Below are 15,993 nucleotides of genomic sequence, written 5' to 3'. Positions count from 1 at the left end.
TGCATTGCAAAAATCAAAAGACGCTGCAATCATTCAAGCTTACTTCAAATGCGACGGTAGCAGTACGCGGAATTGCAAATAAAGACCCAATTGTCAAATAAAGCAGACATGTAAAGAAAATGGAGTAGTTCCGGCCAACAGGCTGGGCCAAATCATACAGGCTATCACTTTGGGCAAGGGCTGCTGAAATCACTCCTAATAATGGAAGCCCTACTCCGGTAATTAAGAATCCAATTGTAGAAGGTAATGTATTGCTGCCCGACAGTTGTCCCATTTGAACCGGAAATATCAAGTTGCCGGCATCGAAAAACAATCCGAATAATAATGAGCCTACTAATACATATGATTTAAAACTAAGCTTTTCTTTCATGATTTTCTCCTTCAGGTGCCTCTCATATAAGCCTTATATTCCTTGTATCCCACAATAACGTCCCAAGCATATGTCATCTATTATAGATCATTGTTAACAAATATGAAATAAGCATTCTATAATTTGCTGATCAATGTCGGGAAATCTCAATTTGTGAATGGCCGCCATTTAATCATTCCGCACACCGGGCATTTCTGCAAGGAAAGCGGGACCTCCAGGCCGCATTTCTCCAGTAACTCTTGGTTTGTTAAAATCTCTTGCGTTGTCCCGTTTGCAGCAACTTCTCCGTCTTTTATGACTATAACACGGTCACATGTTTCCAAAACCATATCCAAATCATGGCTTGTTATGATTTTCGTATGACTGAAGCCTTTTAAGGTGTTGATCAATCTGCGTCTTGATTTCGGATCCAGCCCTGAAGTAGGTTCATCCATGATCAACATATCCGGTTTCATGGACAGGACGCCCGCAATTGCAGCAGCCCGCTTCTCGCCGCCCGAAAGCTTAAATGGTGCTCTATCTTTTAAATGAGGGATTCCAACCATATCCAATGCTTCGTCGACTCTGGCCTTTACTTCCTTTTCGTCCAGATTATAATTACGCGGTCCGAACGCTACATCATCAAATACGGTAGTCATAAACAGCTGATCATCGGAATCCTGGAACACCATTCCAAGTCTCTGTCTGATCATCGCCAATGATTTTTTTGTTACAGAAACATCTCCAACTATCACTTCCCCTTTGTCAGGGAAAAGAACGCCCGTAATTAATAGCAAAAGAGTCGATTTGCCCGACCCGTTTTCACCTATGATACCAACCGATTCACCAGGATATATTGTAAAAGAAATATCTTTTATAGCTTCATGCCCATCCGGATACGAAAAATGGAGGTTTCTTACCTTTAGTTTATAATGACTCATGTATTGCTCATCCCCTCAAACAACAAGCCTAAAAATGCAGGTATATCATATATCCTTGCAATAATGAAAAACAAACTCCATGCCATTAAATAGATAATATCCTTCCCGGTTACATTTGATTTTCCGTAGGAATGGTAATCTCCGCTAAAACCTCTTAACTTCATGGAATCATACACCCGTTGCGCTCTGTCAAAGGTGCGAAGGAGCAGCTGTCCGGCAAAAGATCCGCAATCTTTCAGCCGCACTCCTTTCTGCTGCGGTGCCCGCAGGGCATATGCCCTCACCATTCTTGCGAGTTCCTCAATCAGTACAGAAATGTAGCGAAAGGTCAAAAGCAGCTGCAGCACAAATATACCCGGTACTTTCAATGTTCTTAAGGCTTGCGCAATTTTATCCAGGCCTGTTGTTGAAACCAAAATAAGGCAGGCGGTTACAGTCAATCCGCATTTCATCATGATCGATGCAAAAGTAATCCATCCCTTTGGATCAAATACCGGATTTAATATTCCGATTCCGATAATTATCGGCTCAACCATGAGCAGTCTTTTTAGGATCGGCATTACAGGTAATTCTGCCAAAAGAATAAGAACCATCGGATAAATAACAAACGGTAAAAGCCCGCTTATTTCGTATCTATTAAACGATACGACTACAATCAAATAAACGATTGTAGTCAGAAGCTTTGGAACCGGATGTATTCTGTGTATGGCAGTGTCCTTCCGTGCCAAGTCATCTAGCAGTCTGATATTATACATTGAATCCACAATTTTTGACATGACATCTATCCTTATTTTTTCTTTTTAAACACACTTATAACTAAACCAATTAATCCCGCCAGGCCAAGAGTCAAAGCTCCCCCCACAATTCCGGAGATACTGGTCCCTGCGTAGCTGTCAGTTTTGTTCCCGGTTGCCGTTTTAAAGCCATAATCCGGTAAAAATGCCGTTTTGCTTTGTATATTTGCCAGCATATTATGTACTGTGCTCTCTGATGCTTTTAATTCAGTAGTTCCGGCAGTCCGCTCCATCGACCATTCAAGTCCGTCAGGGTCTGATGATGCAAACCATGATACGAATCCGCCAATAGCGATTGCCGCAACTAAAATCCCGGTAAGCACTTTTTTTATCGGAATCCTGCCGAATGTTGTGCCGGCTGCAGTGTGTTCCAGTATTTCCGGCCTTGCTTTCCAAATAAAGTTTACTACCGCGGCTGTCACAAGTCCCTCAACAATACCGATTCCCAAATGAATTGGCTGCATCAGCAGTGCAAAAGTATTGAAGGGTAATTCTGTCTTCCCGGAGAACAAGGTTTCCAGCACAACACTGAAGGCACCCATTTGCAAACCAAGGATGGACGAGACCATCGAGGCCCCGAATATCCTGCCGGAAGTAAGTCCTTTTCTTGTTATCCGTTTGTAAATGAAGGGATATGCAATAAAGCATGTATAGAATCCAAGATTAAATACATTGCATCCATATGCAAGCAGTCCCCCGTCTCCGAAGAACAGTGCCTGAATAAGAAGAATGGAAGCCATCGTTAAAAATCCTGCATATGGCCCAAGCAAAATTGCGAGCAGCATCCCACCGCCAAGATGACCGCTTGACCCTGTTGCGGGTATCGAAAAATTAATCATCTGGGATGCAAAAACAAAGGCACCCATGACCCCCATCAAGGGAACCTTCTTGTCATCCAAATCGTTTTGCACTTTTTTTATGGAGTAAGCAGCCACACAAGCGGTAGCAGCCATCATCGTTCCACCAACCACCGGTGAAATCAGGGCATCTGCCATGTGCACAATAATTCCCCATTTCTCAATAATAATCAAGTAAAGGTTATATCATACTTTTTATTGGCACAAGCCCATACGGGGGATAAAAATATATACCTTCTCTTCTTTAATAAGATCCCCTTTTTTCACGTTGGAGAAATGATGTATTGTATTTTATTTCAGGAACATATCCCCTGGATAGGGATATATAATTCATTTGGTTACTGTCATCGTTGTCTATTTCATAAAACTGTCAATAGCTTTTGTCAGGTCTTCAATTGCAGCTTTGTCTCCCGATTCAACTGCATCCACAATACAATGTTCCATATGATCCTTTAATATAACCTTTCCGGTATTATTCAGTGCAGAGATAACTGCGGATAATTGGATTAATACCTCGCTGCAATCCCTTCCGTCTTCTACCATTCTCTTTACCGATTCTAAGTGGCCAATTGCACGGGATAACCTGTTCAAAACCGTTTTTGTATTCTGATGGCTGTGTTTATGTGTATTTTCATGGCTATGTAAATACTCCGTACCATCCGGTGATTTATGTGCATGTACTTGTTCCTTTATAGTGCCTTTCATAACAGACTCCCCCCTGATTTATAACTTTGACAATCGCCAAGAATACCAGCATGGCACCGCCCTTTCAGCATGATGATTTTACACAGAGAAATACATCGTGATGTTTTTCAACTTAAATTATCATGTCATAACGTTTCATGTATAACCTTTCCTTTCTCAATCCGGCTTTTTCCAACCATCTGTATTGCTTGCCTGAATAGCGTGGAAAAGGCGTTCCTTAAGCCCGGGAGTTTCAGATTGCAGTTTTTTTATTAATTCCTTTATATATTGGCGCTTGGTATAACCATCAACCGGACACAGATTTTTAACGACCGGCAGGCCATATGCATTTCGGAAACCCTTGATGTCTGCCTCTCGTACATAAATGAGCGGCCTGATTAGAGTTATACCTGATTTGTCAAGATAGGTGACAGGAGAGAAGCAGTGGAATCTTCCTTCATAAATCAATGACATCATCATGGTTTCAACTGCATCATCGTAGTGATGGGCATATGCCTCTTTGTTGCAGCCGAGCTCCTTTGCTTTGATATTAAATGCACCTTTGCGCATCCTGGCACAGAGAGAACAGGGGTTTGTCTCATTTCGGCGTGAAAAGAGGATGCCGGCTATTTCTGTTTCAACTATTGTATAATTGACACCAAGCTCTCTGCAAAGCTGCCTGACCGGTGAAAAATTCATACCTTTATAACCCATGCGGACAGTGATTGCTTCAATATCATACTTTTTTGGATAGAAACGCCGTAAATGAGATAAAGCATACAGCAGTGTCAAACTGTCCTTGCCGCCGGATATACCGATAGCAATCTTGTCCCCATCGTCAATCATATTATAATCATCCAGTGCTTTACGTGTATAACCAAGCAGCTTTTGCAGCTTCATAAAATCATGCCTTTCTCATATGCTAAACCGAAATGCCGGATATCCGGCTTATTTGATTTTTACGGCTTTCTCACCATATGCAGTTTGATGACTTACACTCTGCGGTTCGAATTTCATTCAGCAAATTCAGACTGTAGTGCATGAAGCCTAAATCATTGGGGTGAATGCCATCCACAAAATAATCCGGCCTATTGGGCACCATCTTCAAGCCGCCGATAACATGAACGGATTCAAATTTGCAAGCTATTTGCCCAATCTCTTTTCTTATTTCGCAAAGATATCCCATAGCCTTGGGTTCATTTTCGCTGCTGCACCATATGGGAGTCACTGCAAAGATTTTTGCGCCGGGGAAAATTGCTGTTAATTTGCTAAAGTAGTTGTAGCACCTTTCTCTGAAATAATCAATGGAATTATACCTGGACCAGTCGTTTATGCCATATGCGACTGTTATGAGATCAGGATTTATGTCCATTTCTTCATCAAGCGATTCTTCATTGAAAACATAACCGCCTATTCCGTGGTTAATCATTTTCATTCCCAGAATTCTTGCCAATTGTACCGGGTAGGCTGATGAAGGATTTTTGGCAGTCATACCTTGCGTGATTGAATCTCCGAGGCACAGCAAAGTTTTCATATGCTTCGTTTCATTGCAGCAATCCTCTGCAACACTTCCATCTTCAAGCTCTATTGCCTTTATGCGGACATCCGCAAGGTGGGGCAGGTAGATCGTTATTTTTTGCTTTCTCTTATCGCCCTTAACCTTTCTGTTGAGGTACATGCGGCATAACTCAAAGGTTATTGTACCCGGCAAGCTACTCTCAGGTTCCGCACCAATGGTTTCTACGAAAACATCATCTATGTACAAGTCAAAATAGGCAAAATTACGGGCAAAATCCAATGTTTTTATATATAAACACAAAAAAGAAGAATCCGTAACCAGTTCAATACACACCCCGGAAGGACAGAAACTCCGGATTCTTCGTGCTTCATCCTGACTGTATACGGAAAACAGCTTATCGGTAAATCTGACAGGCCACAGGCTTCCGTCATCGCATATTTTTACATCATACGCATTTTTGAAATACCTTTTTATGTTTTTGCTTTTAGAATCTAATATCATTTCTATTGCCTCACTTATAGGGTAGAAGTTTTTCGCTTTATCTGACCCATAATTCCCGCCTCATTAAGTCCGCCGACCGATCGAGGCAGGATTTGCTTCCGTCCATTGCTTTCTTACCCATGAATGAATAACGTATTGCACCAACGCTCCATTGCCTCGGAAAACCATTTTTCTGAAACGTATCTTCCATGTTGTGAGCAAATGAACAAAAGGACGCTCATGGAAATGAATACCTCCGCGTCTTTTTCATCAATATTCTCACCGCTTTCCCGCAAACCTTGAAGCACAAGATATTGACTTTCTTCATCCTGATAGTTTGACTGGAGCATACCCGCTTCCTGGGCATGGCATCCATAGCCGGACAAAGAAAAATCTATCGGGATCAGTTCATTATCCGAAACAAGAACATTGCCAAAGCCAAGATCTGAATGTATTATTCCGTAATGCTCCGCGTCATCTTTGAGCCGACAGACGGCAGTGCGAATTACTTTCAGTTCTTTCATGCAGATGTCTCCGGCCTTCGGGGTGATATGTCCGCAATGAACAGCAGAATGTATCTCTTCCATGAGTCTGTCTACCAGCAATTCATCATATGCACAGCGTCTCCCGGAAAATCCTTTGGATGACAGGTGGATCTTTGCTGCAAGCTTTCCCAATTTTTCAGCATACTGTTTTCCTTCTGATTCTTCAATCGGTCTTCCGGGAATCCAACTCAGCAGCATTGCAGGTGACCCATCAGATAGCCTGTAAATCCGTTTTCCGTCCGGTCCTGCAATAGGTTCCTGCAGTTCAGCTGACTTTAGTATCCCAAATGTTATTGCCACCGTACAAGATCTTGTTTACATTATACTACATACTACTTTGTACATAAACAGGACATGCTCCCCATCACAAAAACCGCTTTTCCATAAATCGGATTATTGTATTTCTCTCACATGAGTCACATTATATATCACAAAACATACTATATACTATAAGATAATATAAAGGAGGTAGTAGCATGGCCGCTACACTATTTAAGCTTGTTATTAGTGCACAAACGACAACAACAGTTCTGACCAAGCCGGATGTTCAAAGGCTCTTCTATAATTTTGACCCAGAGGATGTGGACGAAGGGGTTCTGACAATCGCACCAGGTTCCTTTGTAGATGATACGGGATCTACTGTTTCAACTATGCCCCTGATCACGACGGATAACGGCTATTATATGCTTTTTATCAATGGTGTTTTACAGCAGGAAACCTTATACACGGTTTCAGAAACTGGCGTGGAAATTTCGGACATTGGTGATGTTCTGGAGGGTGCGCCGATTATACTGGTAGTGACAAACTTCACGCCGACTGCCGACTCACAGACAACATTCTTAACATGACAGGAATAAAAGGGTGGGTGCAGAGCCCGCCCTTTATTTCGATACAGCAAAGAATAATATAGGGAGTGTGCGTAATGTACGATGTCAGGTTATCGAATATCGGCTGTTTCCTGACTGATAAAAACGGAAACATCCTGAATCCATATGAGCCGAATGCAATCACTTATACTCAGAAGCAGCTGCCTCCGGGGGAAAAAACACACGCATATAATAGCATAGTGGAAATAAAGGGCTATGTTTCGCTTTTTGCGGAGAATATCCGCATAACAGAACCGATAGCATTCAGGGTATATAAACGCTTTTACATATATGCACCGGACAAAACCCATATATCTTTCAGGGTATATGATTTTAACTGCGATATCAGTTCTTCTTGCACCGGAAATCATCCTCTTGCTGTAGAAGTAAAAGTCAGGCTTGTTACCGTCGCATATTCGTCAGCCAAGGTAGACTTGATCATTCCCGCTGCAGAAAGCTTCCCGGGGAAAAGAGATGGTTTAGAATTCAGGAATGTATGCATAAACGTTTCAAAATTATTCGACAAATGCCTGTTTACAAATGAAATCAGCATCGCATGCAAAGAAGAGATCTATAAAGCTGAAGTATATCAATACAATGCTTTATCCGACGGGATCAGAAATAAATATACCGACGATGACGAATTAACAGAATATGGAAGTATGGGCATACCGGACCCCAAAAGCGTTTCCTACTATGCCGTATACATTAATGGGCTCATACAGCCGGGCACAAACTATCATATCGAGAAGGGATCGCTTGCACTAAAAACAGAGGATGTGCCGATAAAAAATGCCCCGATAGCTATCAGCTTCGTTACTTTCAGAAATAAAGACGGTGTGGTTCTTCCTGCTGAAGTATGTTACTACAATGCGATATCGAATGGCATGAAGAGGGAGTATACTAACGATGATGAGCCGGAAGCATATCGAAGCAATGGCATTATCGATCCTGAACATGTATCCATAGTAAATCTGTATATCAATGGAGTGCTGCAGCCTGCAGTCAATTATACAGTGCAAAAGGGACTTCTGGTTTTACGGACCTCAGATATACCCCCCGAAGGAGTTTCGATAATTTTAGAATTCATAACCATAAAGGAGCCAAGCAACCGGATCCTCCTGGCAAGAACTTATACATATAATGCACTTGCCCATGAAAGAAATATTTATACAAACATGGACGAGCTGAAAATGTATGGCAGTGAAGGCATACCTGATCCGGAGACTGTTTCCTTCAGTAATCTTTTTATAAATGCCGTTATCCAACCGCCCGCCAATTATTCGGTACAAGAAGGGGTACTTGCTCTGAATACCAGCGACCTGCATTTGCGGAATTCGCCTGTTTCTCTTCAGTCCATCACCATTTCTTCCCTGTGCTGAAGCATATATTCCTTCAGCTAAGTGGAACGGCTATAAATGGCTTGAGTAGATGAAACGGATAGTTAAAAATCAGACTGTTCGATTATTTTATGAATCTCTGTGTCAAGATTGGTATAGAACCTTGAAAGGTGTATGCCGTCAACAAGCGCATGATGGCAAAGCACTGTAACCGGCAGCATGAGTCTCCCTGCATAATCCTTCTGATATTTTCCCCAGGTGATTCTGGGATTGGAATCCTCTCTGCCGGCTGTCGGCTGGATAATCGCGCTGTAGGGAATCCAGGGGAGTGTCGAAATGAAATAAAGACCCTCCACATTCTCGTCCTCTTCGATACTGTTCTTCTCACGACACTGCTGCCTTTCAGCTTCTGCATACCGAATATACTCCCTGAAGGGCATATGATGATAAAGTGTGCAGTAACAGTAGGTTCCGTCCCCGACACTTTCCGTATGGGATGTTCCACATTCGTCATATTCGACTATCCCGTCACCGCAGATTCTCTGCCTGAACTCCCCGATGCTGTCTGCTGCAAGCGCCGCCGCATGCATAAAGCTAAGGTAAAAAGAGTATCCCTTTTCCTTGCAGAAGGTTATAAGATTTGTCACATCCACATCTGCAGTTACCCCGACATGCGGATATGCCAATGTCCTGAAATAGTCAAAGTGTGCCTTTCTTTTGTATGTACTCATATCAACGGATCTTCGTTCCATAGTGTTCACCCCTTGTTAGTCCCTTTTGTTTACTGGCATATCGGGTAATTTACTCATAGTGCATAACCATCCCATTCGTTCATAACTTGCTATCCCCATCCGCATTAAACTGCACTTTTCTCATTTGAACTATTCCAATGACCAGAAACAAAACCGAAAGGCCATCGTAAAGTAAGAAAGAGGAAAGATTCATCGGTGCATCAGGTACCTGGAACAACCTGGGAATGAGTTCGGAGAAGCCGATCGTTTATGTATCTCTCTTCAACAAAATGAGAATATATTCCGGGACTGACGACCGCCGTAACGGCACAAACCCGAGAAAAAAAGCCTGTTAACAGCCATAGCAGCTTCACTGAAAAATTAATCCTTATCATAATGTACCTCCTGATATAATGAGGGAATTTCATAACTATACTGTTTGTGATGATACAATAGAGTATATCATTTTTGCGATCAACATTGCCATAGAAGCGATGCCAGGATCTGTTTCAGTTCATTTGTGTTCCGGATGAAATAGTCCGGTGCTGTTTTCCATGAAGAGTAAAATGCGCCATTCAGCCCCAGATAATCTGCTGTTATACAGATTACCCTATGCCCGGTTGCTGCTTCGCCATTTTTTCCAAATGTTACATCGTCACTGTGATCGCCTATATAGATGTAGGTACCGGCTTTGTTTTCCGGATTCAGCGCTTCAGCACACTTAATAAATCCATAGGGATGGGGTTTTTGCAGTTCGCCCGGTACATCCGCATATCCGATGATATGATGGAAGGAATCTGCTACGCCGTAATAAGACAAAGTATTCCAAATATTTTCCGAATCGTTTTGAGAACAAATGCCCATCGGGATTCCTTTCAGTGTAGCGAGTAAATCTGCAAGTCCCGGAAACATGTCCGGGATTGTTTTGTTCCTTTTTTGTTCAGGTGTCCAGAGCCGACCTGCCTCGTCCAGTTTATCAGATGGTATCCCATAGCAATTCGTGTAGAGTTCCCGCCAGTTGCGATAGCGGTGATTTGCCTTCTGATATGCATCGTAGCTTTGCAATGCCGGAGGGAGGTGAGCCTCAATATCCGGATCAAAATGCCGCAGTACTTCGATGGTCACATTCATATTTTTCCTGGCACTGTCTACAAGTGTACCGTCATAATCCCATAAAACAGCAATTATTCGGTTTTCTTCTGATGGCAGAATCCGCATTTATTCATCCGGCTCCTCAAGTTCATTTTAAGAATTGCTGAAAGCTGCCCGTCTGGTGAGTGCTACAGTATTTTTTCCAGGTCATGGCCAATCCCCTCGAATTTCCTATACTCATGCGGGACATTCAACGAATCCAAATATAAATGTAAAATTTCATTATCACAAAATAATATATCAGCTGTGCCGATATGAATTTCAATTTTTAGTTTCCCTCGAATTTTCTCCGCATTTTGCCGTACCAGGCATAAAATATTGTTTTCTTCCAAATACCATTTTTCTCTCATCATATCTTCGTATAACTCGATGGCTTTTTCCGGTGCTACCCCTACAGTACGGTATTCTTTGTGGTAGAGATGGTGATAAGTGCCTGCGTAAGCGGTTACGGAACCAAACAGATCGGGGTGCTTAACTGCATAATAAAACGCCATGTTGCCGCCCATCGAAAACCCTGACAGCATTCTGTTCTCGCGGGTTGCGCCTGTTCTGTACTGTCCCTCGATATGGGGAATCAGTTCCGTAATAAGGATGGATTCAATTTGCAATAAAGCATCGAAATAATTGTCTTCCGACGAAATTGCGTTGACAAAAACAGTAATGGCCCGTCTGTTTTTATAGACCTTTTCCAGCGGCCATATTTCGGAGGATTCGTTGCCCGTCCATCCGTGAATGTGGTACACAACCGGATATTTTTCGCCGCAGTCTTTGTACCCGGGCGGAAGATAGATATTATAGCCTATTTCGTGATTTAATACTTTGCTGTAAAAAGTTTTATGAGTAACATATTGAGGTGATACTGCTGGTGGGTTTACAAAGTTCATTCAACACTCCTCCGATGCAGATTATTACAAATTGTATCATGGACCTTAGGAAACTTACCTATCGATTTTATTGAACGATTCTATAAATTCTATCTATTTTACAGAATATCAGCTATATGATACCATACAATCAAATATTAAAAAACAAAAACTTCGATCCAGATTGAAAGGAGATTAAGCATGAACGAATTTGCGGAAATTAACCAGGAACTGATTCAACTGATAGATGAATGGGAACCCATCTAGTCCAACCTTCCGGAGGATGTACTAACTGAAAAAAGAAACAGCCAAAACAGGACAATCAAGCAAATTTTAGGGCATATGATCGATTCTGCCTCCAATAATACACATAGAATCATCCATCTGCAATATCAACCCAGCCCTTTAATATTCCCCGATTACGCAAACCTTGGCAATAATGACAGGTGGATTGCACTTCAAAATTATCAGGACGAAAAATGGGATCATCCGATCCAGTTATGGAAATACTCCAATCTTCATATAGCAAAAAAGGCTCAATCTGCTTTATTAAGTATTTCGAAACGCCTTTTCCGGCACCCGATCGTTTTACGGCAAGCTTGTGTATAAAAAGGGATTCGCCTTTCATTATATCAGGCCAGATTACCGGATCGTAATCCACAAGAGCCATGCAGCCGACAGCTTCCCCGTCCAGATATGCTATATTAAAATTCTCTGCTGAATAATGTCGCGACAAACCAGTGGCATATGCTCGGCAAAATGAAATCACATATATCTTTGTCTAAATTCCTCCGCGCTTTTCAAAAAAGCAAGGATGAGCCTATGAGGTTTTTCTGGCGTTGAACTCAATTGTGGCTGAAAGAGTGTTGCGATGAAGAACTTGTTGTAAGGCAGTTCAAGTATCCTCGTATCACCTACTTCGTCAGTTCCTGCGACCACGAAGCCATGGGCCACCATTTGATTTTTGAATTGGTCGTTTACTCCAAAACTGCAATTGTACCGCTCTTCCGAATTATCCACACCATAGATTTGCGCAGCCTTTGTACCTTTTATCAGAAGAATGTTTCTCGTTTCTCCAATGAGCGAACAACTTAGAGCTGAGATAAACAGATTAGTCGTATAGGGATTAAAGTCAGTTTGTTTGACTTCCGGTAAACCAAGAACATCACGGGCAAACTCCAATACAACATGTTGAAAGCCTCCACAAGTTCCGATAAAGGGGTAGTCGTTTTCCCTTGCGAACTGTATAGCATTCATTGCTCCCTGTGCACTTTTATAAGGGCTACCCGGAGCGCACCAAAAAGCATCAAAGTTGTTTAAATTCTGCTCGTTGCCTGTTATTAAAGAATCGGTCGGAAGCCACTGAGTTTCCTGCTTCAGCCCCAAGTAAGAAGCACAATGACTTATCGCCTTATCGGTCGCTACATGCGATGGGCGACCATCATAGTCGCCAATTACGGCTATTCTGACCATTGAATTCATAAAATATACCCCTCTGATTAGTCCATTCTCTCAGACAAATTCCGGTTTGTATGAATACATTTAAAATTAATCCTTTTTTACCATTCTAATTGTCCATCTCTGAAAATTCAAGCCTGACCCTTTTCGTTTAAGGGGTCAGGCTTGAATTACTTTAAAAAAGAGAGCGTAGGGTGAGCTTTTATGCTGCAGTAAGCTCTTTTTTTATACAGGCTTCCGTGCTTAAATAATATTCAACTGTGGAATTTTTTAATTGCCTGACGTTATTGTAAGAAATGGAGCTTGGTTTCCACTGGCAGAGGGCACTGATTTCTGCATCTGTGAAGCATCCATATTCTTAACCTTCTGTTCAATTCTTTCGATGGTTTTCAACGTATACTGGTATCCTGCATTATAGCTGACTGCTAGTAAAGCCTTGTCGTATCTTGAGAAAGTCATCGAGGCAACCTCGCCGTTTTCACCCTTGATATTGAAAGTGATATCAGGGTCATTATTACGGTAACCCTGACAGTTGTATTCAACCGATGCTACGGCACCGTGAACGACATTAAGCTTCTCGGCAGTTTCCTTTGCCAGCGCTGCATATTCCTGCGGGTTCTTGGCAAGTTCTGCGTCATAAGCTACGGAAACATTTTTATCCAGTGTTCTGCTATAAGTCACAGCGAACAGATCGCCTGTTACAGAATCAACTTCAAAACTATAACTACGCTCACCGTCCACCAGAACATCGGCATACCATCTTGAACGAGGAATATCGTCGGTTGCCGGTTGATAACCCATTTCAACCACTTGCCCTTCCAGGCTCAGGCTATATACGCTCCATAAAGCCTGAGCTCCTATCTCGGCAGCATCTTTCTTTGCCATGTCCTTGCTTGTCGGTGTTTGATTGCGGTAATACTCAAGGTCAATGTTCCTTATTGTATAATTTGCTTCTTTGTAGCCTTCCGGCAGGCTGTTCTTCGCCGTACCGGATGACTGATCCATGTAGCTTACATAGCTTGTAGGGATCGTATTTGTCTTGTTAAATTCCGCTGATGCAGCTACCTGTGTAAATCCCTGAAACATCATTGTGCTGGCCCCAATAATCATTGCAGCTGCTAAAACTGGCTTTTTGACATGTTTACTTTCCGATCTGTTTGTTTTCATGTGAATCTCTCCTTTATTGTTTTATTATTTGTGATCACAGGAACTAGTATATGGGGCCTGAATTATAGAATTATGATCAAGATATTATGGAGTTGTAAAAGTTATTTTTGCCGTTGTTCCTTCGCCTGGACGGCTGCTAAAGCACAGTTCCGCATTATGGATCGAAGCTATTTGCTTGCAGAGAGCAAGTCCCAACCCCGCACCGCCGTCGCCATGGTTCCGCGATTTTTCTCCCCGGTAGAATGGTTCCGTGATCTGCGATAGGACTTCGGGAGTCATACCTTTTCCGTTGTCCTGAACACTGATCGTTTTCTTCCCAGCTTCCTTGGAAGCGCTTACAATAATATGTCCACCATCACCGCACGCTTTTATTGCGTTATCAATCAGATTGATCAGCATGCTTTCCATCAGGCAATAATCTCCACGGATTGTCTCTATTTCACTGCTGAATTCTATCTGAACATCTTTTCCGGCATGCTTGCCATACAGCGTTTGACGGACCGTCTCAAACAGGTTGGATACCTTCAGTTCTTCACAGGTAATCTGGTTGTTCTGCAGATTTGCCAGTTCCAGCAATTGAAACGCTACAGTCTGCAGACGGCGGCTTTCGGACATAATATAATTCAGTGCCGAAAGTTTGTCATCCTCAGACAAAACGGCCTTTTGCAAGTATTCAGCATATCCGTAAATCGCAGTTAACGGCGTGCGGAGTTCGTGAGCGAAATTATCGACAAACTGCTGCTTTTTATCAGCAGCATCCTTAAGTTCCGTCATCTGGCGCTGAATTTCCTCTGCCATGTGATTGAAGCTCTGCGACATTTCAGTAAGCTCATCATGCCCAGATACCGGAAGTCGGGTTCCATACGCACCGTTCGCAATATCCTTAGAAATCCGAGTAATTTGCTTAAGCGGCTTGAATATCCGGTTCAGCACAAGAAGAAGGCCGAAAGTGAGCACAACTGAGAGAACAAGTCCTGCGAAAAATAATATGTTTTTCAGGTGGCTCCATGAGTTTATGGCTTCCGTTATATCGTAAAGATAAACCAGTGTGTAGGAATCATATGGGGCGGGAAGTTTTCCTGAGACGATAGCATAAGTTCTATCGTCAACTTTCCGTATCGTTACCAAGCGGTTTCCGTTACCCGGCGGTTTTAGGGAATTGCTCTGCAGTACAGTCGCGTTTTTATTGGAATAGACAAGTTGATTGTTTTTATAAAATGCAAGTCCCGCCTTGTTATCTCTGGACAGATAGCTGTAAGGCTGAAGCAGAGAACTTAAAAAACCGTCTATGTCGGTACCACGGCTTTCCACGGCTTGGAAGTCCTTTATCAGGGCAGATGCTATAAAGTAATGCTCGCCCAAACTCCTATCCTCCGCGCGGTTCACCATATCCCTGAACATTACAACGGAGACAATGAAGATGCCAAGGTTAAAGAAGAAGAGAAAAAGAGCTAGGGTTGTTAAAAATGTCTTCTGCTTCATCGGTCTACCTCCAAACGGTAACCCAGCTTATATACGGTTTTTATCCTGTCTTCCCAACCCAGCTTTTTCCGCAACTTTTGTATATGTACGTCTACAGTCCGGGTGTCTCCCTCAAAATCGTAACCCCAAACCAACTCCAGTAGTCTTTCCCTGGAAAGAGCAATATTACGGTTGTTCACAAGGACCTCTAATAATTCATATTCCTTTGGTGTACATTCCACCAACTGTCCGTTATGAAATACCTGATGGTTACTAAAATCAATTTTTACGTTTCCTGCTTCAAAACAGCTTGCTGTTTTCTGCGTCCTCCGCAGGACCGCTTCCACGCGGGCCAACAATTCCAGCATCTCAAAAGGCTTTGTCAGATAATCGTCCGCTCCCATTGAAAAACCCTTGATGCGATCAGGCAGACTGTTTTTCGCCGTCAGAAAAATTGTGGGTGTTTTTTCTGATTGCTTTATCACTTCAAACCCGTCCAGCTCAGGTAACATAATATCCAAAATCATCAAATCGTAGGAGCGATGCTGCATTTCAGAAACAGCGGCTTTCCCATCAAAAACTGAAGTACATTGATGCCCCACGAGCTGCAGATTCCTTTTTACCAGCTCATTAATTGCTGCTTCGTCTTCAACGATTAAAATAGATGCCAAATTGATCCACCTCCTTATTTTAATAAGATTATCAACGTTTTGTTATAGAGTTGTAAAGTATACCGTTACACCAGAGGTTGAGTTAATTCAATCTCTAAGCTCAATAAAAATATCC

The 15,993-nt window shown here is 42.4% G+C and carries 18 protein-coding genes; 2 read left to right on the top strand and 16 right to left on the bottom strand.

Going from position 1 to position 15,993, the window contains the following annotated elements; genetic code table 11:
* Positions 1-13: 13 nt before the first annotated feature.
* The 8 genes from EFD62_RS00245 to EFD62_RS00210 all read right to left on the bottom strand — a co-directional run bounded on the left by EFD62_RS00245 (position 14) and on the right by EFD62_RS00210 (position 6,469).
* Positions 14-370, bottom strand: a complete 357-nt coding sequence (locus EFD62_RS00245) for a branched-chain amino acid transport system II carrier protein (RefSeq protein WP_128705518.1) — start codon at positions 368-370, stop codon at positions 14-16.
* Positions 371-516: 146 nt separating this feature from the next.
* A complete protein-coding gene (locus tag EFD62_RS00240; RefSeq protein ID WP_128705517.1) occupies positions 517-1,290 on the bottom strand; it encodes an energy-coupling factor ABC transporter ATP-binding protein in 774 nt (257 codons plus the stop codon).
* On the bottom strand, positions 1,287-2,066 hold the full coding sequence (cbiQ, locus tag EFD62_RS00235) for a cobalt ECF transporter T component CbiQ (protein ID WP_128705516.1): 780 nt from the start codon (positions 2,064-2,066) through the stop codon (positions 1,287-1,289). The genes EFD62_RS00240 and cbiQ overlap by 4 nt, the downstream gene beginning before the upstream one ends.
* 11 nt (positions 2,067-2,077) lie before the next feature.
* On the bottom strand, positions 2,078-3,085 hold the full coding sequence (locus tag EFD62_RS00230; protein WP_128705515.1) for an energy-coupling factor ABC transporter permease: 1,008 nt from the start codon (positions 3,083-3,085) through the stop codon (positions 2,078-2,080).
* Positions 3,086-3,295: 210 nt separating this feature from the next.
* The gene (locus EFD62_RS00225; protein ID WP_128705514.1) at positions 3,296-3,646 is read right to left on the bottom strand and encodes a metal-sensing transcriptional repressor; all 351 of its coding nucleotides are present in this window, start codon (positions 3,644-3,646) and stop codon (positions 3,296-3,298) included.
* A gap of 156 nt (positions 3,647-3,802) precedes the next feature.
* Positions 3,803-4,525 carry a tRNA 2-thiocytidine biosynthesis TtcA family protein gene (locus EFD62_RS00220; protein WP_128705513.1) on the bottom strand — a complete coding sequence of 241 codons (723 nt, stop codon included), beginning with the start codon at positions 4,523-4,525 and terminating at the stop codon, positions 3,803-3,805.
* 70 nt (positions 4,526-4,595) lie between these two features.
* Positions 4,596-5,645: an SGNH/GDSL hydrolase family protein gene (locus tag EFD62_RS00215; protein WP_128705512.1), complete on the bottom strand. Its 1,050-nt coding sequence runs from the start codon at positions 5,643-5,645 to the stop codon at positions 4,596-4,598.
* A gap of 113 nt (positions 5,646-5,758) precedes the next feature.
* Positions 5,759-6,469 carry a phosphotransferase gene (locus EFD62_RS00210; protein WP_128705511.1) on the bottom strand — a complete coding sequence of 237 codons (711 nt, stop codon included), beginning with the start codon at positions 6,467-6,469 and terminating at the stop codon, positions 5,759-5,761.
* 176 nt (positions 6,470-6,645) lie between these two features.
* Between EFD62_RS00210 and EFD62_RS00205 the strand changes: the two genes are divergently transcribed.
* On the top strand, positions 6,646-7,017 hold the full coding sequence (locus tag EFD62_RS00205) for a DUF4183 domain-containing protein (RefSeq protein ID WP_128705510.1): 372 nt from the start codon (positions 6,646-6,648) through the stop codon (positions 7,015-7,017).
* A gap of 74 nt (positions 7,018-7,091) precedes the next feature.
* Positions 7,092-8,417 carry a DUF4183 domain-containing protein gene (locus EFD62_RS00200; RefSeq protein ID WP_128705509.1) on the top strand — a complete coding sequence of 442 codons (1,326 nt, stop codon included), beginning with the start codon at positions 7,092-7,094 and terminating at the stop codon, positions 8,415-8,417.
* A 62-nt stretch (positions 8,418-8,479) separates the two neighbouring features.
* Here the strand turns inward: EFD62_RS00200 and EFD62_RS00195 are convergent, their stop codons facing one another.
* The 8 genes from EFD62_RS00195 to EFD62_RS00160 all read right to left on the bottom strand — a co-directional run bounded on the left by EFD62_RS00195 (position 8,480) and on the right by EFD62_RS00160 (position 15,878).
* Complete coding sequence (locus EFD62_RS00195; RefSeq protein ID WP_128705508.1) at positions 8,480-9,127, bottom strand: CatA-like O-acetyltransferase; 648 nt, start codon at positions 9,125-9,127, stop codon at positions 8,480-8,482.
* Positions 9,128-9,580: 453 nt separating this feature from the next.
* Positions 9,581-10,324, bottom strand: a complete 744-nt coding sequence (locus tag EFD62_RS00190; protein ID WP_128705507.1) for an HAD family hydrolase — start codon at positions 10,322-10,324, stop codon at positions 9,581-9,583.
* 62 nt (positions 10,325-10,386) lie between these two features.
* Entirely contained in the window at positions 10,387-11,142 is a 756-nt protein-coding gene (locus EFD62_RS00185; RefSeq protein ID WP_128705506.1) for an alpha/beta hydrolase, read from the bottom strand.
* 355 nt (positions 11,143-11,497) lie between these two features.
* Positions 11,498-11,857, bottom strand: coding sequence for a GNAT family N-acetyltransferase (locus EFD62_RS17830; RefSeq protein WP_194087080.1), 360 nt, complete (start codon positions 11,855-11,857; stop codon positions 11,498-11,500).
* 29 nt (positions 11,858-11,886) lie between these two features.
* Positions 11,887-12,603, bottom strand: coding sequence for a CTP synthase C-terminal region-related (seleno)protein (locus tag EFD62_RS00175; RefSeq protein ID WP_128705505.1), 717 nt, complete (start codon positions 12,601-12,603; stop codon positions 11,887-11,889).
* A 246-nt stretch (positions 12,604-12,849) separates the two neighbouring features.
* Entirely contained in the window at positions 12,850-13,746 is an 897-nt protein-coding gene (locus EFD62_RS00170) for a hypothetical protein (protein ID WP_128705504.1), read from the bottom strand.
* A gap of 84 nt (positions 13,747-13,830) precedes the next feature.
* Positions 13,831-15,228, bottom strand: coding sequence for a sensor histidine kinase (locus EFD62_RS00165; protein WP_128705503.1), 1,398 nt, complete (start codon positions 15,226-15,228; stop codon positions 13,831-13,833).
* Entirely contained in the window at positions 15,225-15,878 is a 654-nt protein-coding gene (locus tag EFD62_RS00160) for a response regulator transcription factor (RefSeq protein ID WP_128705502.1), read from the bottom strand. The genes EFD62_RS00165 and EFD62_RS00160 overlap by 4 nt, the downstream gene beginning before the upstream one ends.
* Positions 15,879-15,993 lie beyond the last annotated feature (115 nt).

Origin of the sequence: Acetivibrio mesophilus (genome assembly GCF_004102745.1) — a bacterium.
Classification (GTDB): Bacteria; Bacillota; Clostridia; order Acetivibrionales; family Acetivibrionaceae; genus Hungateiclostridium; species Hungateiclostridium mesophilum.
The sequence above is the reverse complement of the archived record's forward strand: the minus strand, read 5'-3'. Positions and strand labels throughout refer to the sequence as shown.

What these genes read in the sequence shown, in the direction of transcription:
- EFD62_RS00220 (WP_128705513.1), bottom strand. Translation starts at nt 4,525, where the DNA reads ATGAAGCTGCAAAAGCTGCTTGGTTATACACGTAAAGCACTGGATGAT.
- EFD62_RS00225 (WP_128705514.1), bottom strand. Translation starts at nt 3,646, where the DNA reads ATGAAAGGCACTATAAAGGAACAAGTACATGCACATAAATCACCGGAT.
- EFD62_RS00195 (WP_128705508.1), bottom strand. Translation starts at nt 9,127, where the DNA reads ATGGAACGAAGATCCGTTGATATGAGTACATACAAAAGAAAGGCACAC.
- EFD62_RS00205 (WP_128705510.1), top strand. Translation starts at nt 6,646, where the DNA reads ATGGCCGCTACACTATTTAAGCTTGTTATTAGTGCACAAACGACAACA.
- EFD62_RS00185 (WP_128705506.1), bottom strand. Translation starts at nt 11,142, where the DNA reads ATGAACTTTGTAAACCCACCAGCAGTATCACCTCAATATGTTACTCAT.
- EFD62_RS00175 (WP_128705505.1), bottom strand. Translation starts at nt 12,603, where the DNA reads ATGAATTCAATGGTCAGAATAGCCGTAATTGGCGACTATGATGGTCGC.
- EFD62_RS00215 (WP_128705512.1), bottom strand. Translation starts at nt 5,645, where the DNA reads ATGATATTAGATTCTAAAAGCAAAAACATAAAAAGGTATTTCAAAAAT.
- EFD62_RS00245 (WP_128705518.1), bottom strand. Translation starts at nt 370, where the DNA reads ATGAAAGAAAAGCTTAGTTTTAAATCATATGTATTAGTAGGCTCATTA.
- EFD62_RS00190 (WP_128705507.1), bottom strand. Translation starts at nt 10,324, where the DNA reads ATGCGGATTCTGCCATCAGAAGAAAACCGAATAATTGCTGTTTTATGG.
- EFD62_RS00170 (WP_128705504.1), bottom strand. Translation starts at nt 13,746, where the DNA reads ATGAAAACAAACAGATCGGAAAGTAAACATGTCAAAAAGCCAGTTTTA.
- cbiQ (WP_128705516.1), bottom strand. Translation starts at nt 2,066, where the DNA reads ATGTCAAAAATTGTGGATTCAATGTATAATATCAGACTGCTAGATGAC.
- EFD62_RS00200 (WP_128705509.1), top strand. Translation starts at nt 7,092, where the DNA reads ATGTACGATGTCAGGTTATCGAATATCGGCTGTTTCCTGACTGATAAA.
- EFD62_RS00165 (WP_128705503.1), bottom strand. Translation starts at nt 15,228, where the DNA reads ATGAAGCAGAAGACATTTTTAACAACCCTAGCTCTTTTTCTCTTCTTC.
- EFD62_RS00240 (WP_128705517.1), bottom strand. Translation starts at nt 1,290, where the DNA reads ATGAGTCATTATAAACTAAAGGTAAGAAACCTCCATTTTTCGTATCCG.